Raw genomic sequence first — 25,738 nt, forward strand, 5'->3', positions numbered from 1 at the left:
GTTACTGGCGCAGGCGCTCGAGCGCTTGCGCGAGGACCACGTACAGCTTGCCCATGTCGCTCGACAGGAGCGTGACGCTCACGGTGTGGCCGTCGCGCGTAGACAGCATGGTGCGGACCATGGCCTCGAAGTCATGGATGTACCGGCTCACATGCTCGCGGAAATCGTGATCGGTATCATAAAGCTCGGCAATGGTGCGGGCTTCGGCGCTGTCCACCAGGCGCACCGCACGGCGGGTGAAGATCCCGCGATCCCCCCGCAGGTAGCTTGCCCATGCAGTATCGGTCACCTCGGTCGAAAGCGCCTTTGCGATATCGATGGCGTTTGAATTCAGGCTTTCGGTTATCAATGCGACGCGGCGCGAGAAGTCGTTGTCGACATCTTCGGTCGCGCGTTCGCGGGCGTGGGCGATACGGCTCTCGAGATTGCCGGTGAGTTCGTTGACCTTGGCCAGCTGATCGCGAAGCTGACGGGTAACTTCATGTCCGGATTGAGACGACCGGGCGGTCGCTTCGTCCAGTTTCGCAAGCGCCTGGGCGGTATGCTCTGCAAGGGCGCGTTCGATTGCCTGTGCGCTTTGTTCGCCCACACTGCCTGCAATTTTCGCAATGCTTTCCGCCTGTTCCGTCTCAATCGCAGAAAGGGCGGTTCGCGCGTGCGTCTCGAGCAGCGAGATGGCGGCGCGCAGTTCATCCTGAGCGCGCTGGGCCACGGTGTCGCTTTCGTGGCTAAGCGCTGCGACCCCGGCGCGGAGCCTTTCCAGACTGTCCACCTGCGCGGCTGTGGTTTCGCCAAAGCGGGCCTGATAGCTGTCGATTTCTTCCATTGCGGCGCGCGCACGGTCGTCGGCATTTTCCATGCTGTTTGCCGCGCCTTCGCCCGCAGCACGGGCATTTTCCAGCAGGCGGTGGACTTCGCCAGCCCGGCTTTCGATATCGGCGAGGCGTTCTTCGCTGGCACGCATCGCTTCGGGCAGTGTTTCACGGCTCTGTCGTGCGCTGGCCTGGATCAGTTCGAGCAGGCGGACGCTGGCGTCGGTCAGCGCGGCAACGGCCATGTCCGTGCCGTCGAGCGCCTCACGACTTTCCACCAATTTGGCGTTCAGCGCTTCGACGCCTTGTGCAACGGCACCGCTGGCCTGGCGTCCCTGGCCCTCCACCGTGGCAAAGGTTTCGCCGAGGGTCGCAATCCGCGCACCAATCGTTTCGGCTTCATGAGCGAGCATTTCGGCACGCTCCACATTTGCGCGCTCGCGTTCTGCCAGGACTTCGTCGAGGTGCGCGAGCCGGTCCTGCATCGCGGCGAGCGCGGCCTGTTCGGCTGCATCGAAATCATTCCGGCGACGCGAGGTTTCACCCTCGAACACCCTGTTCCGTTCGGCAATCTGCGCATCGACGTTGCTGGCTTCTTCAAACAAGGCCTTCAATTTGGCGTTCGCCGCCGAAAGGGCTGCTTCGTCGATTTCCTTGATCTCTGCCACTGCCTCGCGAAGCCGGGCGGCCATTGCGGCGATCTGGGATTCCCAGGCTGCCGTGGCCGCACTTTCGCCGTCACGCACCGAGGATGCAATGCGCGTGGATTCGAGGCGCAGGCTCTCGATCCGTGCCCGCAGTGTTTCCAGCGCGATCTCGTGTTCTGCCGCGGCAATTTCGCTGGCTTCGGCCAATTCGCTTCTAAGTGCGGTGGCACGGGCGCGGATGGCCGCAAGCGCATCCACTTCCCGGCTGTCGAGATCCGCGCGCACTGTATCGCTACCCTCGCGCAAGGCTGCAAATCGCGCTTCGGCCACCGTGCCCAGCTGGTCGGCCTGTTCGCCAAAGGCGGTGATGGCCTGATCCACGCGTTCGCGCAGCGATTCGACCTGCCTCTCGCTTGCCGAACCGAAATCGTTCAGCCGCTTGAAGCCGGTAATCAATTCCTCGAGCTGGCCTTTGGCCGCCCGTCCGGCGCTGCCGATCTGGTTCGACACGTCCTTGGCCGAGTTTGCGATAACCGGCAGATTGTCCCGCAGCCGTTCCATGTTCTCCAACGCGCTGCCGCTTACTCGCGCGATCGCGTCGATCTGTTCGCCGTTGTCGTGGATCAGGCTCTGGAGCCGGTCGGCGTGTTCCGAAATACGTTCCCCCGCCGAGCGGCCGAGGTAATCGAGTTCCCGCGTCTGGGTAGTGAGGAATTCGCGTGCCAGGCTCAGCTCGCGGTTCACCGTCGCCAGGCGGTGCTCCAGACGTTGGGATTCGCTCGCCAGGGATTGCGCCACCGCGCCAAACCGGCGTGCCTCGCGCGCCGAATTTCTGAGCGCCAGCATCCACAAGCATACCACCAGGAGGACAGGTATTGCCCAGGCTGTGATCCATCCGGCCCACTGCTGCGCGGAACCGCCGCCAAGCATCTCGGCCCTGTGGGCCCAGCCGTAGAAAGCCGACCAGGCTGCAATGGTCACAATGGCAAGGGCAGGGACGACCCATGTATAGGATCGTGAGCTGTGCTCCTCGCCCCACTCGTCCGTCCATTCGGCATCGATCGGTTCCGAAGTTTCTTCGATAACCTCTTGCGAAGCAAGAAGTTCGATTGTGTCGTCCGGTTGGTTGCCGGGGACGGCGTGGATCAGGGGTCGCTTTGCCATGGGACGGAAACTACCATGATTTCGTCATGCTTAAACCCACTTTAACCTGCCATGCGACGGGCTGAGGGGCGGAGCGCACAAACAAGTGCAGAAAGGCTCGCGTCCGAATTTTCCGGTGCCGCGCGCCGAGAAAGGGTCGCTTTGGGGTGGCAGAGGCGGCGATGCGAACCTAGAACAGCGCACCAAGGGTCACCGTTTCTTGCCGGAGTGCCTCGTGCGCGTCGCTTTATTGTCCATTCTTGACGGGTCCGCCGCTCCCGGCACCCTGCGCGCGCCGTTCCGGTATTTCGCCGGATCGCGCATAATCGAACGGCAGGTCGATCTCGCGCTCGCCGCTGGCTGTGAAAAGATCGCCTGCCTCGTCGACGGCGTGGGGCGCGAAGTCGTGGCCGCGCAGGAACGGGCGGAAAGTGCCGGGGCGCGGTTCATTGCCCTTCAGGAAGCCCGGCCGCTGTCGGGTCTGGTTTCGGCATCCGACGAACTTCTGGTGATTGGCGCGGGGGTTTTGCCGTCCGACGATATCGTGCTGCGGCACGCTGCGCGTCCGTCGGTGCTCGTATTTCCTGCCGCCGACGCGGTGCCCAAGGGTTTCGAGAGGATCGATCCCGAATTTGCATGGTCTGGCGTCATGTTGGCGCATGGGGCGATTGTGGAGCGATTGTCTGAATTGCCGCCCGATGCGGACGTGATTTCCTGCCTGCTGCGGATCGCGCTGCAATCCGGGGTGCGTATCCAGCCCCTTGAAAAGCGGTTGCTGGACGAAGGCCTGTGGCACTTCAACCCGACCGAAGCGGAGCTGGCTGACCGGGCGGAACACTGGATTCACAGTCACGCGGCAGCGGCCGCATTCACGGCCCCCGGACTTGCCGTTTCCGAACGCATCGGAACCAAGCTGGCGAAAGACCTGCTGGGCGGCAGGGGCGCGCGCATTCCGGCCATCGCTGCGGGCTTGGCGGGTGTCGTCGCCCTAACTCTCGGCATTCTGGAATTTCCTGTCGCCGCGCTCGGCTTTGCCGCGCTCATGGCCGTGTTCGGCGCGGCCGGAGAGACGGTCGAGCGCATCTCCAATGCGGGGCGCTTCGGGGTGCATAGATCCGCGCTGGCCAAGGCAGTCGACTGGCTCACCGACCCGATCCTTGCAATTCTGGTGGCGCTCGCCTCGCCTGAGGACACGCAGTGGCTGCGGCTTTTCGTGCCTGCCATTCTGTTTGGCCTGCTGCGGCTTGGCGAACGGTGGGGCGCACCTCGGTGGCAGAACACCTATCGCGATCGCGTCGCCCTGGCGTTGCTGATTGTGCCGGCAGCCTTCCTGGGCGTTGCACAGCCCGTGGTTGCCGTTATCGCATTGGTGGTGCTGGTATCCCTTTTTCTCGCTCCTTCGCGCGGCCAATAACGGCGAATTAACCATGCAGCGGATAATGCGGACCAATGATGTTGCACAATTCCGTGCCTGATTCCGCCGAACAAGGCCGGACCGCTTCGTTGCGCGATGAACTCGCGCGCGGAAACGCTGTCCTTGCGCGTGTTGCCCCTATACTCGGCCACTTGCTGGCGAGCCCCGACCATTCCCTGTTCAGCGACGAACTGGTCGCGCGCATTCGCGGCATGTGCCACGACCTTTCCTGGCAGATATTGCGCGCGCATGCAGAAGCCACCGGCGAGGCGGGCAGGGAGGCGTTTGCCGACCGCCACGGCGAAGCGCTGGCCGAACATTTCTTCTCCAGCCCGGTGATCCTGTCGCACTGCCACGCCCTTGCGCTGGAATGGCAATTGGCGTCGCGGATGGAGGTCCAGTACGGAATCGATCCGGTCCTCTCGCCCGTTCTGCAGCGGTTGATCGCTTCGAGCGATCCCAGTCAGGCGAGCGCCGCGATGGCGGCCCTGGCAGCGCAGGCCCGGTTCGCCCAGGCGCAGCGCCGCATGGAGCTATCGCTTTCGGAACTGCCCGGGGATCTGTTTCACGAACTGCTTCTTGGCTGGCGCGCTTTCAACGGCTCACGCCGGTCGGACGCGATGATTCGCGCAGAAGCCAAGCTTCGCAACGGGTACGATGAAAGCGCCGGACGCCTCGCCTTGTTGGCCCGCCTTGTGGCCGGAATCGGGGAGGATGCGGCCGATGCGTTGGATCTCGAGCAGGCGGGCGTGGCCCTGTTTCTCACGGCGCTGGCTGCGCGATCGGGGCAAGGCAGGGCAATTGCCGTCTTGTCCACCAACGAAAGGCAAGTGGTCCGGTTTGCTCTTGGCCTGAGGGCAGCAGGTGTCGCGTTCGAAAGCGTTGAAGCCGAGGTGATGCGGTTGCACCCCCAGGCGGAGCCGCTGGCCGCTCTCAAATCCATTTCTGCGGCGGAGGCGAAGCAATTGCTGGCCGAAGCCGGATCGTTGGGAATTGCCTGACCGTGGCGAGCGTAGGAACCCGATATATCGCCCATGGGAAGGTCGATGCGGACGGCAGGCTGGCCGAGGCGACCGAGCCGCTGGCCGGCCTTCAGGATGCGTGCGGGGGACGCATCGGGGAACCCGTCGCCATTCCCGAGCTGCGCGCACTGGTCGAAAAGGCCCAGCACTATGGCCTGCGCCTTGCGCGGCAGTTTTCGGCCGTAGACGGCGAGAATGTGGTTACGGCCTGGGTCGAGATCGCGCCCCAACTCTCGGACGACGGCGACGTGGTCGGTTGCGACATCGATGTGGTGAGTTGGCAAACCGAGGAATTGCCGCCTGAGAACGATCTGGACGCGGCGCGCAGGCGGGTGGAGATCAATCGCCACCTTGCGGATTGCACGGCCAGGCTGGACCCACGGCAGGGAATTCTTTCGGTCGATACCGAGGCATCGGATTTGTCGGACTTCGTCGCAGCGGCGCGCAACGGGATCGGCAGGCCGTGGACCGATTTCGTCCGGTTCTCCGGCAATATGCATGAACAACCGGCCCACTGGCGCCTGCTGGACGGGGCCAGTTGCGAAATCGAAGGGTCGGCGCGGCGTTGGACCGCGCATCTCGAACCCCTCGGACAAGCGCAGCCGGGAAGCGCCGGTTTCGTTCTTTATCTGACCGCTGACACGCCCGATACGGCGGCAACAGGCGGTGGGCCATCGAGCGCCATCGAAGGGGCATCTTTCGGCCGCGATCTGACACCCGTACTGCGCCAACCGATCAACCGCATTATCGCGAACGCGGAAACCATTCGGACCAAGCTCGCCGGTCCGATAGCAGATGAATACAGCTCCTACGCATCCGACATTGCATCGGCGGCACAGCACCTGCTTGCCCTGATCGATGACCTGTCCGACCTGGAAGTGGTCGAATCCGAACAATTCGTCACCGCGCCTGACCGGATCGAGCTGGCTGACGTTGCCCGGCGCGCTTGCGGGATTCTGGGCGTGCGGGCGCAGGAACGCGGAATTACTCTCGTGCCGCCCGTCGAGGGCGAGAGCCAGCTGGCAATCGCCGAATTCCGGCGAGTTCTACAGATTTTGCTTAATCTTGTAGGCAACGCGATCCGGTACGCGCCGGAAGACAGCCAGGTCTGGATACGGCTCGACAGGATCGGAAATCGCGCGCTGATTACGGTGGCGGATCAGGGCCACGGCCTCGATGAAACGCAGCAGGCGCGCGTGTTCGAGAAATTCGAACGCCTTGGCCGCAGCGGTGACGGCGGTTCGGGGCTTGGCCTCTATATCTCGCGGCGGATTGCGCGGGCGATGGATGGCGATCTGACCGTCGAAAGTGCGCCGGGGCAGGGCGCGCGTTTCACGCTCTCGGTCCCTGCGGCAGACGATATGCGTACCGAATTGCGCGAAGGACCCGGCAAAGACTTGCCGATCGTAAGGGAAAACGACTGACACGAAAAAGGGGTGCCGAAGCACCCCTGGTTCGTTTGCGTTCGCTGGCCGGATCGGCGGCGTCTTAACGCTGGCCGATGGGCACGTAATCGCGCTGTGTCGGGCCGGTGTAGAGCTGGCGCGGGCGACCGATGACCTGGCCTGGATCGGAGATCATTTCGTTCCACTGGGCAACCCAGCCCACCGTGCGGGCAAGTGCGAACAGGGCGGTGAACATCGTCGTCGGGAAACCGATCGCCGAAAGGATCACGCCCGAGTAGAAGTCCACGTTCGGGAAAAGCTTCTTTTCTTTGAAGTAATCGTCGTTGAGGGCCATTTCCTCAAGCTGAAGCGCGGTTTCGAAAACCGGGTCCTTGACGTTCAGGGCTTCGAAAACTTCGCGCACGGTCTTTTGCATGACAGTCGCGCGCGGGTCGTAGTTCTTGTAGACGCGGTGGCCAAAGCCCATCAGGCGGAACGGATCGTTCTTGTCCTTGGCGCGCTCGATGTAGTGCGGGATACGGTCAGGTGTACCAATTTCCTGCAGCATGTTGAGCGCGGCTTCGTTTGCACCGCCGTGCGCCGGGCCCCAAAGGCAGGCGATACCGGCAGCGATACAGGCGAACGGGTTGGCACCCGACGAACCGGCGAGGCGCACGGTCGACGTCGAAGCGTTCTGTTCGTGGTCGGCATGGAGGATGAAAATCCGGTCCATCGCCTTTTCGACCGCAGGGTGGAGTTCGAACTCCTCAGCGGGAACACCGAACGTCATCCGCAGGAAGTTACCGGTGTAGCTGAGGTCGTTCTTCGGCTGCATGAAAGGCTGGCCGATGGAATATTTGTAAGCCCAGGCCGCAATCGTCGGCATCTTCGCAATCAGACGGTGGCTGCTGATCTTGCGATGTTCGGGGTCCGAAATATCGGTGCTGTCATGGTAAAACGCCGAGAGAGCGCCAACAACGCCGCACATGATAGCCATGGGGTGCGCGTCGCGGCGGAAACCCTGGTAGAACTGGCGCAGCTGGTCGTGCAGCATCGTGTGGCGCGTGATGGTATAGGTAAAATCGTCCAGTTCGTCCGCGCTCGGCAGCTCGTTGTTGAGCAGCAGGTAAGACACTTCCATGAAGCTGGAGTTTTCGGCCAGCTGGCCGATCGGATAGCCGCGGTGCAGCAGGACACCCTCTTCGCCGTCGATATAGGTCAGCGCGCTTTCGCAGCTGGCGGTCGACTTGTATCCGGGATCGTAAGTGAACTTGCCGGTGGCACCATACAGCTTGCGGATGTCGATGACGTCCGGCCCGACACTACCCTGAAGTATAGGGAATTCCTGGGTCTGTCCGCCCAGATCGAGAGTTGCCTGCTTGTCGGCCACGCGTTTCTCCTCAAACGTTTCCAGTGGTTCCTGCCGGGGCGGCTTGCGCATCGAGACGAGCAAGCGCCTCTTCCTTGCCCAACAGGACCAGTACATCGAAAATTCCGGGCGACGTGGTCGTGCCCGTCAACGCTGCACGCATGGGTTGCGCCAGCTTGCCAAGGCCCAGTTCCTGAGCCTCCGCATACGATTTCGTAGTGGCTTCGAGAGCCTCGATTGTCCAGTCATTTTGCAAGTGCAGCATTTTCGACAATCCGGCAAGGCGGTCACGTGCTTCGTCATCGAGCAGAGACGCCGCCTTTTCCGTCATTTCGAGAGGGCGTTTGGCAAATAGAAATGCTGCACCCTCAACAAGTTCTTTCACGGACTTGGCGCGCACCTTGAGAACCGGCATTGCCTTTGTGAGAAGCTCAAGATCGGCACTGTCGCCCAGTTGTTCGCCAACGATGCCAGCCAGGCGCCGGTCGTCCGCCTCACGGATGTAATGACCGTTGAGGTGTTGCAACTTCTTCACATCGAAACGTGCGGGGCCCTTGCCCACGCCGCTGAGGTCGAACAGTTCGATCGCTTCCTCGCGGCTGATTTCTTCGCGGTCGCCATGGCCCCAACCGAGCCGGAGCAGGTAGTTGAACAGCGCCTCGGGAAGGATGCCTTCCTCGTCGCGATAGGCCTCCACACCCACAGCGCCGTGACGCTTGGACATCTTAGCGCCATCCGGGCCGTGGATCAGTGGCACATGGGCGTAGATGGGGTCGGGCCAACCGCCTTCGATCACGTCCATCGCGCGGATAATCGGCAGTTGGCGAAAAGCGTTGTTCAGGTGGTCATCGCCGCGGATGATGTGGGTGACACCCATGTCGTGATCGTCGACCACCACGGCCAGCATATAGGTCGGCGTGCCATCTGCGCGCAGCAGGACGTAATCGTCGATCTCGGCGTTCTGGACGGTAACGCTTCCCTGCACCTCGTCCTGAATGGTGGTTGCGCCTTCGGTCGGAACCTTGAGGCGGATTACGAAGGGCGCGCCTTCCGGTGCCTCGGCAGGATCGCGGTCGCGCCAGCGCCGGTCGTAACGCAGCGGCTGCTTGTTGGCACGCTGCTGAGCGCGCATTTCTTCCAGTTCTTCGGTGGTTGCGAAGCATTTGTAGGCATGCCCGGCGTCGAGCAGTTTGTGGGCGACCTCCGCATGGCGTTCCGCGCGGTCGGACTGGAACAGGGGCGGCGCATCGTAATCGAGGCCAAGCCAATCGAGTCCGTCGATGATCTTGTCGATCGCGTCCTGCGTGCTGCGCTTGCGGTCGGTATCCTCGATCCGCAACAGCGTGCGTCCGCCGTGGTGCCGGGCAAACAGCCAGTTGAACAGCGCGGTCCGGGCACCGCCGATGTGAAGGTAACCGGTGGGCGAGGGGGCAAAGCGGGTGACGACCGTTCCCGGGGTCTTGCCGGCGGCGTCCACACTATCGCTTGCCATTTTCTCTCGCTTCCTTTCAAATACTTACATGGCGACGCAAGGGACGCCTTCAGTTCCGTTCGACGAGGTGGACGATCCCACCCTCGACACATTGCGGCGCCCTTGGCGCATGCGCGGGCGCTTGTCCAGTTTTGCAGGGGTTCCGGGCGACCGGATCGACGGTTTTCTGGGCGCTTCAGGCTTCGATCGTGGCCCGTGGGTGACGGTGGGGTTTGCGAGCGGCATCGGGCTGTGGTTCGCGCTCGACAACCCGTGGCAATGGGCTGGCGCCATTGTTGGTCTCATTCTTACTGCGCTCGGGGCGGCGACCGTGTGGCGCGGGCGCGAAGATCGGGCGTATCTGTTGATTTCCGTCGTCGTGCTGGCCCTCACCATCGCGGCCGGCATCGCGCTGGTATGGACCAGATCGGAACTGGTCGGAGCGCAGCCCATCGATGCCCCGCGCTTCGAACGCATCGACGCCCGCATTCTCTCACGCGAAGAGCAGCCATCGGAAAACCTCATCCGGCTTGTGCTGGCAGCGCGGGACGCAAGCCGGGGCCGTGCCGTGGCCTATCGGGTCAATGTCGATCTGGACGAGGACACCAGCGCGTTGCGGGAAGGGGCCCGGGTGCGGTTGGCGGCGCGGCTCATGCCCCCATCACCGCCGGTAGTTCCGGGAGCGTACAATTTCGCCCGTCGAGCCTGGTTCGACGGATTGGCGGCGACGGGGTCGGTGGTGGGGCCGATCGAGATCGTGGAAGAGGCCACCGGGGAAGCGGGGCGGATTGCAGGGGTAAGGCGGGCCCTGTCTGGCCATGTCCGGCGCAATCTCGATGGGTCTTCGGGGGCGATTGCGGCAACCCTTGCGAGCGGTGACCGCGGATCGATCCCCGCTGCCGACGAAGTGGCAATGCGCGATGCTGGTCTGACCCATCTGCTGTCGATAAGCGGGCTCCACGTGAGCGCAATCATTGCCGCTGCCTTTCTGGTTGTGATGAGGGTTTTGTCGCTTTGGCCGTGGCTTGCCTTGCGGGTCCGACTGCCTTTGGCTGCCGCGGGGGCCGCGGCGCTGGTGGGGGTTGCCTATACCCTGCTGACGGGTGCCGAAGTGCCCACGGTGCGCAGTTGCATCGGCGCGTTGCTGGTGCTCGGTGCGCTTGCCATGGGGCGTGAGCCGTTATCTATGCGGATGGTGGCCGTCGCCGCGATGATCGTTCTGTGCCTGTGGCCCGAGGCGCTGGTCGGGCCGAGCTTCCAGATGAGCTTTGCTGCCGTGCTGGCGATCGTCGCGCTGCATAACGCCGAACCCATTCGCGAATATCTCGCACCACGTGAGGAAGGCTGGTGGCGCAAGGCAGGGCGCCGGGTGGTCATCCTGTTCCTGACCGGCCTGGTGATCGAGATTGCGCTGATGCCCATCGTGCTTTTCCACTTTCACAGAGCGGGCATTTACGGTTCGCTTGCCAATCTGCTGGCTATTCCGCTGGTCACGTTCGTCTCGATGCCTCTTGTGGCGATTGCGCTTCTGCTCGATCTGATCGGGGCTGGATCGCCGGCCTGGTGGCTGGTGGGCAAATCGCTCGATCTGCTGCTTGGAATTGCGCACACCGTGTCGGATCAGCCGGGCGCGGTGAAACTGGCCCCGCGCATTTCGCTTGCCGCGGTGTTGGTTTTCGTCGGTGGGGGACTTTGGCTCGCGTTATGGAGAGGGCCGACCAGGTTGTGGGGCCTGGGCATCGCTGCGTTGGGTGCGCTGATGATGTGGAGCGCGCCCCCCGCCGACATGCTGATCACAAGAGACGGGCGGGATGTCGGGATACGGGCAGGGGACGGCCGGTTGCTGGTATTGCGGGACAGCGCCGGTAGCTATGCGCAGGACAATCTGCGGGAAATGTCCGCCATCCAGACACCGCCGATACCTCTTGCCGAATGGCAAGGCGCACGATGCAGCCCGGATTTCTGTTCCATTGTCCTGGATCGCGGGCAAAAACCCTGGCGTATCCTTGTCGCCCGGAGCCGTAATCTGATCGAGGAGCGCGCGCTCGCTGCCGCTTGCGAACAGGCCGACATAGTGATTGCTGACCGATATCTGCCGTATTCCTGTCGGCCAATTTGGCTCAAAGCCGATCGTCGTTTCCTTCAACGGGAAGGCGGAACGGCCCTATATTTGCATAGCGGCCGTGTCGAAACGGTGGCGCAGGGCGAGGGCAGGCACGGGTGGTGGCGGCCGGTCGAGGATTGATTGCCCCGACCGGCGCGCACCATCACGCCGCATCAGTGATAGCGGCGAAGCAATCCTGCCAGTTTGCCCTGCACCTGGACCCGGTGCGTGTCGTAAACCTGCGGTTCGTAGGATCCGTTCGCCGGATCGAGCCGTACCCGTCCGGCTTCGCGGTGGAGATATTTGAGCGTGGCTTCTTCATTGTCGACCAGAGCGACAACGATTTCACCGTCACGGGCCGTGTCGGTGCGCTTCACCAATGCGAAATCACCGTCGAAAATCCCGGCTTCGATCATCGAATCTCCAGACACTTCCAGAGCGTAATGTTCGCCGGGGCCGAGGAGGGCGGCAGGAACCGGCATGCTCGACTGGCCCTCGATAGCCTCGATCGGCGCGCCTGCCGCAATCCGTCCGTGGAGCGGAACGTCGATAATGTCGTTTGCCGGTTGCGGGGCAGCGGTCCTCGGCGGGACAACCGCCGTCACGGTATCGTTGACCGCGCGCGGTTTTGCAGCGCCGGTCACGGCATCTTCGGGAAGCTTGACCACTTCGAGCGCGCGCGCCCGGTTGGGCAAACGACGGATGAAGCCGCGTTCCTCGAGGGCCGAGATCAACCGATGAACCCCCGACTTGCTCTTGAGGTCGAGAGCTTCCTTCATTTCTTCGAAGCTCGGTGAAATTCCGGTGTCTTCCAGACGCTGCTGGATGAAGCGGATCAATTCGTGCTGTTTGGCGGTCAGCATGTTCGCGATACTCCCGTGTCGCCTGTTCACAACCCTGTGAACGAATGCGGAACAAGTAAGCAACGTGATTCGCTAAGTCAAGCAATTGCGCCATTTCCGACCAATCGCCGGGAGAACAGGTGTTCGCCTATTGTCCCGTGCGCGTTCGTTCAGCCGTTCAGAAGTTTGTGCGTCGCCGCTTCGACATCGCCATGCCTCATGAGGCTTTCGCCAACCAGGAAGCTGCGCACACCTGCGCGTTCCAGGCGGAGGCAGTCGGCGTGACTGGAAATGCCGCTTTCGCCCACCAGCAGCGCGTCTTTCGGAGCGAGCGCAGCGAGGCGTTCGGTCGTTGCAAGGTCGGTCGCGAAGGTGCGAAGATCGCGATTGTTCACGCCGATCAAACGTGAGGAGAGCCGCGATGCCCGCTCCATTTCGCCTTCGTCGTGCACTTCAACGAGCACGTCCATGCCGCGTTCGATCGCCGCTTCCTCGATTTCATGCATCGCGCCGTCATCGAGGGCCGCGACGATGATCAGGATGGCGTCGGCCCCGATGGCGCGGGCTTCGGCCACTTGCCAGGGGTCGACCATGAAATCCTTGCGCAGGACGGGGATCGGGCAGGCCGCGCGAGCTTCCACCAGAAAGTCTTCGTGCCCCTGGAAATACGGGGCATCGGTCAGGACCGAGAGGCATGCGGCACCTCCGGCGGTGTAGGCTCTGGCGTGGTCGGGGGGGCGGAAATCGGGCCGGATCAGGCCCTTGGACGGCGACGCCTTCTTGATCTCTGCAATCAGGCCGAATCCCTTTTCCTGCGCTGCGGCAAGAGCGGTTGCGAAGCCGCGTGTGGGCGACTGTTCGCGCGCAAGACTGTCGAGCGTGGTCAGGCTGCGTTGAGCCTTCCGAGCGGCAACCTCTTCCCGCTTGGTTGCGCAGATTTCGATCAGCTTGTTCATCGTGCCAGCGCAATCCAGTTTTCGAGAAGTGCTTTCGACTTGCCGGAATCGAGGGCCTCGGCTGCGATCAGGGCGCCCTGCGCCCAATCGTCGGTCTTGCCTGCGACGATCAACGTGGCGGCGGCGTTGAACAGGACGGCATCGCGATAGGCGCCGGGCGCACCAGACAAGAGCGCCTGGAGCGCCCGAGCGTTGTGCGCGGGATCACCGCCCCTGATCGCGTCAACGGGCGTGTGGGAAAGCGAAGCCTGGCTCGCGTCCACCCGACGCATCGCAAAATCGTGGTCGACCACATCGGCGAGTTCGTTGCCGCCGGCCAGGCTCAATTCGTCCAGCCCTTCGTCTCCCGAAGCGATGAACGTGCGATCCGTGCCCAGCTTCGCCTTCGCTGCTGCATAAATCGGAACATAGGCCGGCCGTGCGATGCCGATCAATTGCCGCCTGACATCCGCGGGATTGGAAAGCGGCCCCATCAGGTTGAATATCGTGCGCACACCCAAGCGCTGGCGAATTGGGTGGATGCGGCCCATCGCCGGGTGGTGATTCTTGGCGAAAAGGAAACAAATTCCCAGCTCGGACAAGGACTTTTCGGCAGTTCTTCCCGCCGCTTCCATATCCAGCCCGAGCGCTTCGAGCGTGTCGGCAGCGCCCGCCTTGCTGCTCGCCGCGCGATTGCCATGCTTGGCCACGGGCACCCCGCAGGCTGCCACAACCAGGCTTACAGCCGTCGAAACGTTGAGGGTATGGTGTCCATCGCCGCCCGTGCCGCAGCAATCGACCGTGCCTTCTGGTGCATCGAGCGGGATCAATCTTGCGCGAAGCGCCCGCGCGGCACCGGCAATTTCGTCCGCCGTTTCGCTTCGCGTCGACATTTCCACGAGGTAGCGAGCGATTTCCTCGTCACTCGTTTCTCCGTCGAGGATCCAGCCGAATACTTCCTCGGCTTCGTCCTCGCTCAAATGCGATCGTGAATCAGGCAGAGTTTTCATGCAGGGACTTTCGCGTCGATCCCGCACAAGGTCAGGAAATTGGCCAACAAGGCGTGGCCATGTTCGGTCGCAATGCTTTCCGGATGAAACTGAACACCGTGGATCGGCAGTTCACGATGGCGGAACCCCATGACGCTGCTTCCATCGAGGCCGGGCGTTTCGCTTGTGGCGTTGACTTCAAGGCAATCGGGGATGCTTTCCACCACGAGCGAGTGGTACCGCGTGGCCACGAACGGAGACGGCAATCCGGCAAACACGCCGCTAGCGTCATGCGTCACGGGTGACGTCTTGCCATGCATCAATCCGCCCCGCACGACCTTCCCGCCAAAATGCTGTCCGATGGACTGGTGCCCAAGACACACGCCGAGCAGAGGCTTGGCGGCATCAGCACAGGCCGCCACGAGATCGAGACTGACGCCCGCTTCGTTGGGCGTACATGGGCCGGGGGATATCAGGAAACCGGCCGCCCCGGTGGCAATCGCTTCGCTCGCCGAAATGGCGTCATTGCGGACGACCTCCACTCCGGCACCCAGTTCCATAAGGTAATGGACCAGGTTGAAAGTGAAGCTGTCGTAATTGTCGACGACGAGGATGGGCGGTTGCTGGGTCATTCGAGGCGTCAATGGCGGGACGAGCCCGTGCTTTCAAGCAAGTAAAGCTCGCCGTGACGTCACGCCTGCTTGCCCGCGAAGCGATCCGATGCGCGCACCAGCCCATCGGTGATACCGGGTTCGGTGTACAGATGCCCTCCGTCCGGCACGATCTGGAGGTCGACCTGCGGCCAGACCTGCTTGAGATCCCAGGCGGAGCGGGGCGGGGTGCAACAATCATGGCGGCCCTGGACGATCACGCCGGGGATGCCCGCGAGCTTGTGAGCGTCGTCGAGCAGCTGACCTTCTTCCAGAAAGCAACCGTTGCGGAAGTAATGGTTTTCGATCCGCGCGGTGGCCACGGCGTTCTCGCCATCGGCCATGTGCGAAATCGTATCCTCTTCGGGGAGAAGCGTTACCGTGACGCCTTCCCAGCGGTTCCATGCGGCCGCTGCGGCCTTGCGGACCTCGGGATCGGCATCGTCCAGCAGGTCGCGATAGGCTTCGAGTAGGTCGTCCTGCCGGTCCTCGTCCACATGACCGACGAACGCGTCCCATTCTTCGGGGTAGAGTTCGCTGGCGCCGTAGGTGCACAACCAGTCCAGTTCGATCTGGCGGCCAAGGAAGATACCGCGCAAGACCATCTCGCTCACCCGTTCCGGATGCGTCTGGGCATAGGAAAGCGACAGGGTCGATCCCCAGCTCCCGCCAAAGACCAGCCATCGATCATGGCCGCACATCTCGCGAAGCTTTTCCATGTCGCGCACGATGTGCCACGTCGTGTTGTCCGCCAGACTGGCAAACGGGGTCGAACGCCCGCAACCACGCTGGTCGAACAGCAGGACATCATACAGTTCCGGGTCGAACTGGCGGCGCTGGCCCGGGCTGCATCCGGCACCGGGGCCACCATGAAGAAAGACCGCTGGCTTTGCGCCGGGTGTGCCGACCTTTTCCCAGTAGATCGAATGACCGTCGCCAACCTCGAGCATTCCGGTCTCGTAGGGTTCGATTTCCGGGTAAAGGGTGCGGCGATCTTGCGTCATTGGGAGGCCTTCCTTTTCACCACCACGATCGGTCCGATGGGCGCGCCCTGATCCAGCCTTTCGGTCGCCGGATTCCAAAGCTGCGAGACATTCCCGTCAAGAAACAGCGCGTTCTTCACGGACAGCTCGTCGCGATAGAACCGGGCGATCTTGCCAAAGGAAACGGGTGCGTTCGAAATGACGAAGTGGGCACGACCCTGCTCATCGACGCCGACCGCATTCCGCGTGAGGCGGGAAGGGCCGTCGCGGGTAATCTCGGGGTGCAGCTTGCCATCGATCACCAGCATCGGGCCGGACTGGGTTCCGAATTCGGGACGCTCGCTCACATTGGCGAGGAAATCGGCGGTTGTGCGAACATGCCATTCGCCGCCCGTGCCGTAGAACACCCCGTTGGGGTTCATGTGAAAGTTGCCTTCGCCTTCGGCCGTGTTGAGTGCCTTCAACCGCTCTGAATCCTCGACGAAATATCCGACCGGATTGCCTTCCTCGTCAAACATTCCCGCGTTCATCGCAAAGGCGATCGTTTCGGGGTCGCGTGATTTCGCGAAGGAAGAAAGGCTGCGGTAGGGCGGCTGACCGTCCGGTGCCAAATCCATCGAAATGGTGTGCCGCGAAGGGATGGCGAGGCAATGAGTCAGCGGCGTATTTTCAAATATGATCGAACGGCATGCGCTCTCGACCGAACTAGCGACCGTGGCGGACGGGTCCGTCGGCGGGGCCGCGGAGGCAGGCCCTTCCTTGCCGTCGATCCGGGTGCGGACGACAGGTTCACCCTCCGGCTGCGCTTCGCAAGCGGCCAGCGAAAGCAGGGCAAGTGTGGCGAAGTATATTTTCATTGTCCGAAACCGGGTTCCTGGGCGAGGCGAACCGCCTCTTTGGCCGCCGCGAGCAGGGCGCCCGCCTTGGCTTCGCATTCGCGTTGTTCATAGGCAGGTTCGCTGTCTGCAACGATCCCGGCGCCGGCCTGCACATGCATGGTGCCGTCTTTGACCACTGCGGTGCGCAAGACGATACAGCTGTCGACCGAACCATCGGGTGCAAAATACCCGACGCCGCCAGCGTAAGGCCCGCGGGTGGCGGGTTCCAGTTCGGCGATGATCTGGCATGCGCGCACCTTGGGCGCGCCGCTGACGGTCCCGGCAGGAAAACCGGCGAAAAGCGCATCGATGGCGTCCTTGCCGGTGGCCAGTTTCCCGACGACGTTGCTGACTATGTGCATGACGTGGCTGTAACGCTCGACGGTATAGCTTTCGGTGACGACCACGCTTCCCGATTCGGCGACGCGGCCCACGTCGTTGCGGCCAAGATCGAGAAGCATCAAGTGTTCGGCGCGCTCTTTCGGGTCGGACAGAAGCGATTGTTCGGCCAGCCGATCCTCGGCTTGGGTGGCGCCGCGTGGCCGTGTGCCGGCGATGGGGCGGATCGTTACCTCTCCATCGCGAACACGCACCAGAATTTCAGGGCTCGATCCGACCACGCCGAAGCCGGGAAGGTCGAGGAAATAGAGAAACGGCGAAGGGTTTACGCGGCGTAGAGCGCGATAAAGCGTCATCGGTGGCAGCGCGAAGGGGGAAGTGAAGCGTTGGGAAAGCACGACCTGGAAGACGTCGCCCGCCGCGATGTAATCCTTGGCGCGCAGCACCATCGCCTCATAATCGGAAGCCGCCATCGTCGGGGTCAGGGCTGGTTCGATATGATCGACCGATTGCGGCGGCGGAGCAGAGGCGGGCTTGGCAAGCGTGCGAAGCGCTTCGTCGATGCGCTCCTGCGCGGTTTCTATCGAGCCGTTCGCCCAGACCGGCGCAATGCAGAACAGGGCGTCGGACAATCGGTCGAACACGAGGATGACCGTTGGGCGGACAAACAGCATGTCGGGCAAGTCCAACTCGCCCTGCGGCGCGCGCGGCAATTTTTCGACCAGTCCGATCGTCTCGTAACCGAAATAGCCGACCAGGCAGGCAAGCGCCGGCGGCAATTCTTCGGGCACGGCGCATCTGCAGGCATCTGCCAGTTCGCGCAGCGCTTCCATCGAGCCTGTTCCAAACGCCACAAAGGCGCCGCGATCTTCACGCCAGTTCGGGTTTATCTCCGCGTCGTTGCCGGTTGCGCGAAAGACCAGATCGGGATCGATGCCGATCAGGCTGTATCGCCCGCGCACTTCTCCGCCCTCGACCGATTCCAGAAGGAAATCGCCGCGCCCTTCGACGAACAGTTTCAGCGCCGCGCCAACCGGCGTTTCGGTGTCCGACACGACTTTGCGCCACACCAACGCCGGACGCCCGGCTGCGATTTCCGCAAGGGCCTGGTCGGTTCCTTCAAGCTGGGTTGTCAAGCTGGCCTCAGTTCTCGCCAAGGAGCTGCTTGCGCACCGAAGCGACGGCATCGGAGTTACGCTCGACACCCAGTTCCTCGCGCATGGCTACGCGAAGCTGATCGCCATATTCGTCGCCCATGAGCGGGCCGAGTTGCGTGAGAGCCTGGATAATAAGCGGATCGTTGGCATCCAGATCGTCCATGGCGATGTTTTCGAGGTCGACCACGTAGAAGCCCGCCATCCGAGGGGCTTCAAGCTTTTTGGTGGTGCCTTCCGCCATGCTGAAAAGCAGCGCAAGCGGGGGCGGAATGCGTTGTTCGCGCTGGGCAGCCAACTGCTCGCGGGTCAGGTCGACCCGTTCGGGCGCGGGAAGCTGTGCCTTCTCGGCGGCAAGCGCTGTGGCCAGTGTGGCACCACCGCGCACGCTCTTGAGCACACGATCCGCGGCAGCCTGCGCACGCTTGAGCCCTTCGGACTGGCGCCAGCGCGCTTCAACCTGGCCCTTGATTTCGGCGAAGGGGGCGGTGGCCGAAGGCGTGATGTCCGCCACTTCGTAGACAAGGTAGGTTTCGCCCGACTGGAGCGGCGCGATTTCCGGCTCCTCTTCGTCCATCTGGAACGCAGTCGACAGGGCGGGGGCCAGAACCGCCGGTAGCGTCTGGTTTGCCGCTTCGTAGATCTGGCCGTCCGCAGTTGCCGGGCGGGTGGTCGAAAGCTCGAGCCCCAGTTCCTCGGTCACTTCGGCCAGGGTCGCGCCCTGACCGATCTGATCTTCGATCTCGATCGCCAGTTCGGCCAGGCCGTTGGCTCGCTTCTCTTCGCGGAGGGCATTGGCAATTTCGCCGTTGGCCTGGGCCAGGCTGCGCCCGGGAACAGAATTCACCGAATCGATACGGGCCACGTGCCAACCAAGCGGGCTGCGGGCCGGCGTCGTCACGCTGCCTTGCGCCGCCGCGAAATAGGCTTGCGCGACACCAGCGGAGGAACGGGTCGTCAAATCGGCGCGGCTGACATCGGCGAGCGGCGCGGCGCGCAGGCCGGCTTCGCGCGCGACGGTGGCGAACGATGCGCCGCCCTGGACGCGTTCGCGGATCGACTGCGCGGCGGCCTGAGTGGGGACGATCAACTGGGTGACGCTGCGGGTTTCGCTAGCCGCGTACTTTGCCTTGTCCCGTTCGAAACGAGCCGCAATTTCGGCATCGGTGGGAATTATGCGGTCGCCCAGCGCCGCGCTGTCGAACGTGGCGTACCGTATGGTGCGCCGTTCGGGGCGGATAAAGCTGCTGCGGTTGGCATCGTAATAGCTGCGCAGTGTGGCGTCTTTCACATCACCCCTGGGGGCATAGGCTGCCGCGGGAAGAAGCCCGATCGTGCCCTGACGGCGTTCCTTGAACAGCTGTGCGTAGCGATAAGCCAGCTTGTTCGGGACCGTTGCGCCAAACGTGGCCGGCACGAAAATCTGCTGCGATATCAGGCCGGTGCCCAGGTCTTCGCGGGCCTGTGCATCGCTGATGCGCGCCTGGGCGAGCGCCTGGCGGTATACTTCTTCGCTGAAATTGCCGTCGGGGCCACGGAACCCGGGAAGGAGCCGGATTTCACTGTTCACCAGGTTATCCCCGGCGCGGATGCCGTATTTGTTCGCAAACCCGACAATGGCGAACCGGTCGATCAGAGCATTGAGGGCGCCCTCCAGGCCATCCTGGCCGATGAAGGCGGCCATCGACATGGTGGGCTGTTCCTGGCGCAGACGATCGAGCTGGCTGTTCGCCGATCGCACCAGATCGGCGGTGCCGATCTTTTCGTCTCCGACCACGGCCACGCGGTCACCGCCGGCCACGCCGCCAAAAGTGCCTGTGCTCGATACATCGGCGCTGGCAAAGGCGAGCGCGATGAGGCCGAGGAAGACGAGCGCGACAGCAAGGCCGATCTTTGTCTTGAAGAAACTGCGGAAGAAACTGAGCATGGCTGGCGGGCGATCCCGGTAAAAAGTGTTGGTGCATCGCGGCCGGCATGGTGCTGGCCGCATCGACGCAGCGCTTTATCCGCCCTGCGACCTCGCGGCAACAGGTCGCAAAGGGTTTTGACGTGTGAAGAAAGCTTCTCTAGCGGGGCGCGATACATCGTCCCTATATAGCGGGGCCCCAATCCACTCATCGCAGGAAGTCGCAATGGCCGAACGGCCCTATATCGTTGGAAACTGGAAAATGAACGGCACGCGCGCGATGCTTTCCGAAGCACGCGCCATCGACCGGGCTGCGCAGCGGTACATGAAGGTCGAGGTCGCTCTCGCTCCGCCGTACACGCTTATTCATGCCGTGCACCGCGAAGCCGAACAGATCGGCATCGGCGCGCAGGATTGCCATCCGGGTGAAGAAGGCGCGCACACGGGCGACATCTGCGCCACCATGCTTTCCGACGCTGGCGCGAAATTCGTGATTCTTGGCCATAGCGAGCGGCGGCAGGATCACGGCGAAAGCAACGAGCTGATCAACGCCAAGATCGAATCGGCGCTTGAAGGGGGCCTGCGCGTCATTCTTTGTTGCGGGGAAACCCTCGACACGCGTGACGCGGGCGAGGCGGAAAGTTTCGTCCTCGGCCAACTCAAAGCGTCGCTTCCCTCGATCGAGGATCCGGCGGAACGCCTGACAATCGCTTACGAGCCGATCTGGGCCATTGGCACCGGTCGCACCGCGACCGTGGACGATGTGGTGGCGATGCACGCCTCCATCCGCCGTCTTCTCGACGAAACCTATGGTGCGGAAACGTCTGCGGCGGTCCGGATTCTCTACGGCGGATCGGTCAAACCCGAAAACGCTCGCGAAATTCTCTCCGCCCCAGAAGTGGGCGGGGCGCTGGTCGGCGGTGCAAGCCTTTCGGCGGAAAGCTTCCTGGGGATTGTTGTTGCTGCGTCCGAAGCCGAGGACGCCTGACACCCGCGGCCTTGTCGTATCCCTCGTGTGCGCTTAGATGCGCCGCACGTATTTCATACTGAAGAGTATCTGTTGTCATGTTCCTGTTCCTAACCGTCGTCCAGGCAATCGTCGCAGCCGCCCTCGTGGGTGTCATCCTGATGCAACGCTCGGAAGGCGGGGGCCTTGGCATCGGCGGCAGCCCTTCGGGTATGCTGAGCGCCCGTGGCGCAGCGGATTTCCTTACGCGTTCAACGAAGTGGCTGGCCGTGCTGTTCGTTGTCCTGTCGATCGTCCTTGCCGCGGTTGCCGTGGAAACCACGGGCGCCAGCTCAATCGAATCGACCCTCGATCGTGCGCTTGCTCCGGCTGCGCCTGTCGATCCGCTTGGCGCGGCAACGACCGGTGAAGAACCCGCACCGAGCGACGATCCGCTCGCCGACGTCACCGAATAACCACCTTTTCAGCGTGAACTGTGGATTGCGTCGCCTCGGCGGCGCAATTCGCATGGCTTTGCGCTTGCCCCGACTCCATTCAGCAGCTTAAGGCCCAACTCCCATGGCGCGGTATATTTTCATCACCGGCGGCGTGGTCTCCTCGCTCGGCAAAGGTCTCATGGCAGCGTCGCTCGCTGCTCTCCTTCAGGCGCGTGGCTACAAAGTCCGTATTCGCAAGTTCGATCCCTACCTCAATGTCGATCCGGGCACGATGAGCCCGTATCAGCATGGGGAGGTCTACGTTACGGACGACGGCGCGGAAACCGACCTCGATCTTGGCCACTACGAACGCTTCACCGGCGTTTCCGCCCACCAGGGCGACAATGTCACCTCGGGCCGGGTGTACCAGCAGATCATCGCCAAGGAACGGCGCGGCGATTACCTCGGCGCCACGGTTCAGGTGGTCCCGCACGTCACCGATGCGATCAAGGAATTCGCCTTGGCCGACCAGGGCGATCACGATTTCATCCTGTGCGAAATCGGCGGCACCGTCGGCGATATCGAAAGCCTTCCGTTCATGGAGGCGATCCGCCAGCTCCGCAACGAGCTGGAACCGTTGCAGTCGCTGAGTGTGCACGTCACACTTGTGCCCTACATCGCGGCTGCCGGTGAACTGAAGACCAAGCCGACCCAGCATTCGGTCCGCGAACTCGCCAGCCTCGGCATCAAGCCCGACGTGCTGCTGTGCCGCGCCGAACACCCGATTCCCGAAACCGAACGCCGCAAGATCGCCCAGTTCTGCAACGTGCGCACCGAAGCGGTAATCCCCGCTCTCGATGCGTCGTCGATTTACTCGGTGCCCCTGCAATACCACGGCGAAGGCCTGGATACCGAGGTCCTCCGCGGGTTCGGAATTACCGATGCCCCCGAACCGGACCTGACCCGCTGGTACGATGTGGTCGACCGGCACCAGAACCCCGAGGGCGAAGTCACCATCGGCGTGGTCGGCAAATATGTCGGGCTGCAGGACGCCTACAAGTCGCTCAACGAAGCGCTCGTTCACGGCGGGATGGCGCACCGGGTCAAGGTCAACATCCAGTGGATTGACGCCGAAGTGTTCGAGCAGGATGACAGCGATATCGCCGCGCAGCTGGAACCGATGCACGCAATCCTCGTGCCCGGTGGGTTCGGTGAACGCGGCAGCGAAGGCAAGATCGCCGCTGTGCGGTTCGCGCGCGAGCGCAAGGTTCCGTTCTTCGGTATCTGCCTCGGCATGCAGATGGCCTGCATCGAAGGAGCGCGCGCGGCGGGCTTCGACAAGGCAAGCTCGACAGAATTCGGCGCCACCGAACAGCCGGTGGTCGGCATAATCACGGAATGGATGACGCAAGAAGGGCTGCAGACGCGCGAAGCGGGCGGCGACCTTGGCGGAACCATGCGACTGGGCGCCTACAAGGCTAAGCTTGCCGCAAACAGCCACGTGTCAGCCATATACGGCGGCGCGACCGAGATTTCCGAACGCCACCGCCATCGCTACGAAGTGAACGGCGCCTATATCGAACCGTTGGAGAAGCAGGGACTTATCTTCTCCGGCATGTCGCCCGATGGCTTGCTGCCGGAAATCGTCGAACGGCCGGACCATCCGTGGTTCGTCGGTGTGCAGTTCCACCCCGAACTGAAGTCCCGTCCCTTCGATCCGCACCCGCTTTTCGCCGGATTCGTGGGCGCCGCGCTGGAACAAGCGCGCCTCGTGTAATAAAAATTTCATTTTGGAACCGACTCAACCCACTGATTTGATTGGGTTGGGTTAGAGGTGCCTTGTATAGACACGACAGTCGGCGCTTTAGGGCTGTAATACGGGTTTATCTTTTGATGTATCTGATGCACTATGCGTCATCATCCGTAAGATAATCCACGGATTTTCGAGACAATCGCTACGCCAAGAAAGCGGTGGGGCTTGCCTCGAAGCCGACTGTCTTCTGCGACCCGGACGGTCGATTTTGGGGCTTGGCGGCGTTTAACGTCGCGGGGGCGGAACTTCGGTTCCGCCCCCATTCGTTTTGTCTGTGATTATTGATCGTTTGACCAATCAGGCGGCTTGCGAGCCATCCTTGTCGCTGTCGTCCCTGACGACTTCGAGCGGCTTCTGACCACCGATCGCGATCTTCTTGGGCTTCATCGCGTCGGGCACTTCGCGCACCAGGTCGATGATCAGAAGACCATCGGCTAGGTCGGCGTTTGCCACGCGGACATAATCCGCCAGTTCGAACCGGCGTTCGAAGCCGCGGTTGGCGATGCCGACGTGGAGCATATCCCCTTCGGTCAATTCGTCGCGCTTGCGGCCTTGCACCACCAACAGGTTTTGCTGGGCGGTGATATCGAGATCCCCTGGGCGGAACCCGGCGACGGCAAGCGTGATGCGGTAGTCGTCATCTCCGCGACGTTCGATATTGAACGGGGGGTAATTGTCGCCGCCGGCGTTACGCGCCTGACGTTCCATGAGGTCGAAAAGACGGTCGAACCCGACGGTCGAACGGCGGTAGGGGGTAAAATCCATACGGTTCATCGAAACAAATCCTCTGCTGAGCAATTTGAAAGGCAGAGCCCTGAAAGGCGCTCCGTCGCCGCCGCCCTGTGCGGCAGCCCTATCGAGATAGGAGCGGCGAAAGCGCTTTCAAGATGTGGTGCGTGCGTCTAGATTTGCCCTGAAATGCGAGGTTTTCAATGAGTCATCCACCAGTCACGATCTACACCAAATTCGGATGCGGATACTGTTTTCGAGCCAAGAGCCTGCTGGACCAGAAGGGCGTGGATTATACCGAATACGATATCACCATGGGTGGCCCCAAGCGCGACGAGATGCGCGAAAGAGCGCCAAACGCCAACACCGTGCCGCAGATATTCATTGGCGACATCCATGTTGGCGGATCGGACGAACTTGCTTCGCTGGAACGTCAGGGGAAGCTCGACGCGATGCTGGGGGCCGAGTGACCAAAATCGCCGTTCTGCAAATGACGTCCGGGATCGATCCGGATATCAACGCAGCGGCCCTATGTGACGCCATTCAGCAGGCATCGGGTGGGGGCGGCAAGATGCTGTTCACCCCTGAAATGTCCGGTTTGCTCGATCGTGATCGCAAGCGTGCAGCGGCAAACATCGTCGAGGAAGCCGATGATCGGGTGCTGGCGTCGGTCAGGAATGCTGCCGCGCGTCATGGTGTGTGGGTTTCCCTCGGTTCTCTCGCCATCAAAACCAGCGAAGGTCGCTGGGCCAATCGCGCCTTCGTGATCGACAGCGACGGTGCCATTGTTGCGCGCTATGACAAGATGCACATGTTCGATGTGGATCTCGAAAGCGGCGAAAGCTGGCGGGAATCGAATGCTTATGCAGCTGGCAATCAGGTGGTGGTGGTGGAAGACACACCTGTCGGCAGGCTTGGGCTGACGATATGCTATGATTTGCGGTTTCCCGCCTTGTTCGAACAGCTTGGACGGCATTCCTGCGATGTTATCCAGATACCGGCGGCGTTTACCGTTCCGACCGGGAAAGCGCACTGGCATGTGTTGCAAAGAGCGCGCGCAATTGAAGCGAGCGCCTATGTCGTCGCTGCGGCACAGGTCGGCACACACGCCGATGGACGGACGACATATGGGCACAGTCTCGTTATCGATCCCTGGGGCGAGGTGATGCTCGATCTGGAGGGTGAGCGGTGCGGTCTGGGTTTCGCGGCGATCGACCATGCCCGCATTTCCGATGTGCGCGCGCAGGTGCCCAGCCTTGCCAACCGCCGCAAGATCGCCAATTAGGCCGCTCGATGATCGTGTTCGACCTCTCTTGCAGCGATGGCCACCGCTTCGAAGGTTGGTTCGGGTCGTCAGGCGATTACGCCGAACAGAAAGAGCGCGGATTGCTGATCTGCCCGCAATGCGGCAGCGACAGTGTCGACAAGGCCCCGATGTCACCTTCCGTCCCCGCCAAGGGCAACGCCCGGCGAACCGGGCAGCCATCGACGCAGATGACGCGCGGCGACATGCCGCCCGAAGTGAAGCAGGCCCTGAAGGCGCTGGCCGAAGTGCAGGCAAAAGCCCTTGAGAAAAGCACATGGGTCGGAGAGAATTTCGCCGAGAAGGCGCGGTCCATGCACTACGGCGAGGCGGATGAGGCACCGATCCACGGGCAGGCCACAAAAGACGAAGCCGAGGATATGTTGGCCGAAGGGATAGCGGTGGCCCCCCTCCTGTTTCCTGTCGCTCCGCCAGATGAACTCAACTGATTGCCTCAGGAATCTATG

General features: G+C 62.5%; 22 protein-coding genes. 10 read left to right on the top strand and 12 right to left on the bottom strand.

The window, feature by feature from the left end:
* Position 1: 1 nt before the first annotated feature.
* Positions 2 to 2,623: a coiled-coil domain-containing protein gene (locus tag VR863_RS04945; RefSeq protein WP_324827318.1), complete on the bottom strand. Its 2,622-nt coding sequence runs from the start codon at positions 2,621 to 2,623 to the stop codon at positions 2 to 4.
* Between the two features lie 229 nt (positions 2,624 to 2,852).
* Here VR863_RS04945 and VR863_RS04950 point away from each other — a divergent pair, with 229 nt between their 5' ends.
* From VR863_RS04950 to VR863_RS04960, 3 genes are read left to right on the top strand one after another with little or no spacing between them, the layout of a single operon-like run.
* The gene (locus VR863_RS04950) at positions 2,853 to 4,016 is read left to right on the top strand and encodes a hypothetical protein (RefSeq protein WP_324827319.1); all 1,164 of its coding nucleotides are present in this window, start codon (positions 2,853 to 2,855) and stop codon (positions 4,014 to 4,016) included.
* Positions 4,017 to 4,069: 53 nt separating this feature from the next.
* A complete protein-coding gene (locus VR863_RS04955; protein ID WP_324827320.1) occupies positions 4,070 to 5,017 on the top strand; it encodes a hypothetical protein in 948 nt (315 codons plus the stop codon).
* 2 nt (positions 5,018 to 5,019) lie between these two features.
* Positions 5,020 to 6,462, top strand: coding sequence for a sensor histidine kinase (locus VR863_RS04960; RefSeq protein ID WP_324827321.1), 1,443 nt, complete (start codon positions 5,020 to 5,022; stop codon positions 6,460 to 6,462).
* Between the two features lie 64 nt (positions 6,463 to 6,526).
* Here VR863_RS04960 and VR863_RS04965 read toward each other — a convergent pair whose 3' ends face one another.
* Positions 6,527 to 7,813, bottom strand: coding sequence for a citrate synthase (locus VR863_RS04965; RefSeq protein ID WP_324827322.1), 1,287 nt, complete (start codon positions 7,811 to 7,813; stop codon positions 6,527 to 6,529).
* Between the two features lie 10 nt (positions 7,814 to 7,823).
* Complete coding sequence (gltX, locus tag VR863_RS04970; protein ID WP_324827323.1) at positions 7,824 to 9,284, bottom strand: glutamate--tRNA ligase; 1,461 nt, start codon at positions 9,282 to 9,284, stop codon at positions 7,824 to 7,826.
* Positions 9,285 to 9,312: 28 nt separating this feature from the next.
* On the opposite strand from gltX, the gene VR863_RS04975 reads away from it, so the two are divergent.
* Positions 9,313 to 11,508 (top strand): ComEC/Rec2 family competence protein, encoded by a 2,196-nt coding sequence (locus VR863_RS04975; RefSeq protein ID WP_324827324.1) that lies wholly within the window; start codon positions 9,313 to 9,315, stop codon positions 11,506 to 11,508.
* Positions 11,509 to 11,540: 32 nt separating this feature from the next.
* Here VR863_RS04975 and lexA read toward each other — a convergent pair whose 3' ends face one another.
* The 8 genes from lexA to VR863_RS05015 form a co-directional block, all read right to left on the bottom strand.
* Positions 11,541 to 12,230, bottom strand: a complete 690-nt coding sequence (lexA, locus tag VR863_RS04980) for a transcriptional repressor LexA (protein ID WP_324827325.1) — start codon at positions 12,228 to 12,230, stop codon at positions 11,541 to 11,543.
* A gap of 149 nt (positions 12,231 to 12,379) precedes the next feature.
* Positions 12,380 to 13,165, bottom strand: coding sequence for an indole-3-glycerol phosphate synthase TrpC (gene trpC, locus VR863_RS04985; RefSeq protein ID WP_324827326.1), 786 nt, complete (start codon positions 13,163 to 13,165; stop codon positions 12,380 to 12,382).
* Positions 13,162 to 14,154, bottom strand: a complete 993-nt coding sequence (gene trpD, locus VR863_RS04990; RefSeq protein ID WP_324827327.1) for an anthranilate phosphoribosyltransferase — start codon at positions 14,152 to 14,154, stop codon at positions 13,162 to 13,164. The genes trpC and trpD overlap by 4 nt, the downstream gene beginning before the upstream one ends.
* Positions 14,151 to 14,765 (bottom strand): anthranilate synthase component II, encoded by a 615-nt coding sequence (locus VR863_RS04995; RefSeq protein WP_324827328.1) that lies wholly within the window; start codon positions 14,763 to 14,765, stop codon positions 14,151 to 14,153. Before VR863_RS04995 ends, trpD begins: the two co-directional genes overlap by 4 nt.
* Positions 14,766 to 14,824: 59 nt before the next feature.
* Positions 14,825 to 15,787, bottom strand: coding sequence for a prolyl aminopeptidase (gene pip, locus VR863_RS05000; RefSeq protein ID WP_324827329.1), 963 nt, complete (start codon positions 15,785 to 15,787; stop codon positions 14,825 to 14,827).
* Positions 15,784 to 16,623, bottom strand: coding sequence for a phosphodiester glycosidase family protein (locus VR863_RS05005; RefSeq protein ID WP_324827330.1), 840 nt, complete (start codon positions 16,621 to 16,623; stop codon positions 15,784 to 15,786). The genes pip and VR863_RS05005 overlap by 4 nt, the downstream gene beginning before the upstream one ends.
* Entirely contained in the window at positions 16,620 to 18,119 is a 1,500-nt protein-coding gene (gene trpE, locus VR863_RS05010; RefSeq protein ID WP_324827331.1) for an anthranilate synthase component I, read from the bottom strand. Before trpE ends, VR863_RS05005 begins: the two co-directional genes overlap by 4 nt.
* Before the next feature lie 7 nt (positions 18,120 to 18,126).
* Positions 18,127 to 20,064, bottom strand: a complete 1,938-nt coding sequence (locus VR863_RS05015) for a peptidyl-prolyl cis-trans isomerase (protein WP_324827332.1) — start codon at positions 20,062 to 20,064, stop codon at positions 18,127 to 18,129.
* Between the two features lie 205 nt (positions 20,065 to 20,269).
* Between VR863_RS05015 and tpiA the strand changes: the two genes are divergently transcribed.
* The 3 genes from tpiA to pyrG all read left to right on the top strand — a co-directional run bounded on the left by tpiA (position 20,270) and on the right by pyrG (position 23,203).
* On the top strand, positions 20,270 to 21,031 hold the full coding sequence (gene tpiA, locus VR863_RS05020) for a triose-phosphate isomerase (RefSeq protein WP_324827333.1): 762 nt from the start codon (positions 20,270 to 20,272) through the stop codon (positions 21,029 to 21,031).
* A gap of 77 nt (positions 21,032 to 21,108) precedes the next feature.
* On the top strand, positions 21,109 to 21,465 hold the full coding sequence (gene secG / locus VR863_RS05025; protein ID WP_324827334.1) for a preprotein translocase subunit SecG: 357 nt from the start codon (positions 21,109 to 21,111) through the stop codon (positions 21,463 to 21,465).
* Positions 21,466 to 21,568: 103 nt separating this feature from the next.
* Positions 21,569 to 23,203, top strand: coding sequence for a CTP synthase (gene pyrG, locus VR863_RS05030; RefSeq protein ID WP_324827335.1), 1,635 nt, complete (start codon positions 21,569 to 21,571; stop codon positions 23,201 to 23,203).
* Between the two features lie 333 nt (positions 23,204 to 23,536).
* Here pyrG and VR863_RS05035 read toward each other — a convergent pair whose 3' ends face one another.
* Complete coding sequence (locus tag VR863_RS05035) at positions 23,537 to 24,013, bottom strand: Hsp20 family protein (protein WP_324827336.1); 477 nt, start codon at positions 24,011 to 24,013, stop codon at positions 23,537 to 23,539.
* Between the two features lie 158 nt (positions 24,014 to 24,171).
* Between VR863_RS05035 and grxC the strand changes: the two genes are divergently transcribed.
* From grxC to VR863_RS05050, 3 genes are read left to right on the top strand one after another with little or no spacing between them, the layout of a single operon-like run.
* Positions 24,172 to 24,438 carry a glutaredoxin 3 gene (grxC, locus tag VR863_RS05040; protein WP_324827337.1) on the top strand — a complete coding sequence of 89 codons (267 nt, stop codon included), beginning with the start codon at positions 24,172 to 24,174 and terminating at the stop codon, positions 24,436 to 24,438.
* Positions 24,435 to 25,253, top strand: a complete 819-nt coding sequence (locus tag VR863_RS05045) for a carbon-nitrogen hydrolase family protein (protein WP_324827338.1) — start codon at positions 24,435 to 24,437, stop codon at positions 25,251 to 25,253. The genes grxC and VR863_RS05045 overlap by 4 nt, the downstream gene beginning before the upstream one ends.
* 8 nt (positions 25,254 to 25,261) lie before the next feature.
* Positions 25,262 to 25,720: a DUF1178 family protein gene (locus VR863_RS05050; RefSeq protein ID WP_324827339.1), complete on the top strand. Its 459-nt coding sequence runs from the start codon at positions 25,262 to 25,264 to the stop codon at positions 25,718 to 25,720.
* The last annotated feature ends 18 nt before the right edge of the window (positions 25,721 to 25,738 follow it).

It is taken from the genome of Qipengyuania zhejiangensis, from assembly GCF_035607565.1.
GTDB classification, from domain to species: Bacteria; Pseudomonadota; Alphaproteobacteria; order Sphingomonadales; family Sphingomonadaceae; genus Qipengyuania; species Qipengyuania zhejiangensis.

Bases quoted from the DNA above. Each gene is read 5' to 3' on its own strand.
- VR863_RS04945 (WP_324827318.1), bottom strand. From the start codon at position 2,623: ATGGCAAAGCGACCCCTGATCCACGCCGTCCCCGGCAACCAACCGGAC.
- gltX (WP_324827323.1), bottom strand. From the start codon at position 9,284: ATGGCAAGCGATAGTGTGGACGCCGCCGGCAAGACCCCGGGAACGGTC.
- VR863_RS04975 (WP_324827324.1), top strand. From the start codon at position 9,313: ATGGCGACGCAAGGGACGCCTTCAGTTCCGTTCGACGAGGTGGACGAT.
- lexA (WP_324827325.1), bottom strand. From the start codon at position 12,230: ATGCTGACCGCCAAACAGCACGAATTGATCCGCTTCATCCAGCAGCGT.
- trpC (WP_324827326.1), bottom strand. From the start codon at position 13,165: ATGAACAAGCTGATCGAAATCTGCGCAACCAAGCGGGAAGAGGTTGCC.
- trpD (WP_324827327.1), bottom strand. From the start codon at position 14,154: ATGAAAACTCTGCCTGATTCACGATCGCATTTGAGCGAGGACGAAGCC.
- VR863_RS04995 (WP_324827328.1), bottom strand. From the start codon at position 14,765: ATGACCCAGCAACCGCCCATCCTCGTCGTCGACAATTACGACAGCTTC.
- pip (WP_324827329.1), bottom strand. From the start codon at position 15,787: ATGACGCAAGATCGCCGCACCCTTTACCCGGAAATCGAACCCTACGAG.
- VR863_RS05005 (WP_324827330.1), bottom strand. From the start codon at position 16,623: ATGAAAATATACTTCGCCACACTTGCCCTGCTTTCGCTGGCCGCTTGC.
- VR863_RS05015 (WP_324827332.1), bottom strand. From the start codon at position 20,064: ATGCTCAGTTTCTTCCGCAGTTTCTTCAAGACAAAGATCGGCCTTGCT.
- tpiA (WP_324827333.1), top strand. From the start codon at position 20,270: ATGGCCGAACGGCCCTATATCGTTGGAAACTGGAAAATGAACGGCACG.
- secG (WP_324827334.1), top strand. From the start codon at position 21,109: ATGTTCCTGTTCCTAACCGTCGTCCAGGCAATCGTCGCAGCCGCCCTC.
- pyrG (WP_324827335.1), top strand. From the start codon at position 21,569: ATGGCGCGGTATATTTTCATCACCGGCGGCGTGGTCTCCTCGCTCGGC.
- VR863_RS05035 (WP_324827336.1), bottom strand. From the start codon at position 24,013: ATGAACCGTATGGATTTTACCCCCTACCGCCGTTCGACCGTCGGGTTC.
- grxC (WP_324827337.1), top strand. From the start codon at position 24,172: ATGAGTCATCCACCAGTCACGATCTACACCAAATTCGGATGCGGATAC.
- VR863_RS05050 (WP_324827339.1), top strand. From the start codon at position 25,262: ATGATCGTGTTCGACCTCTCTTGCAGCGATGGCCACCGCTTCGAAGGT.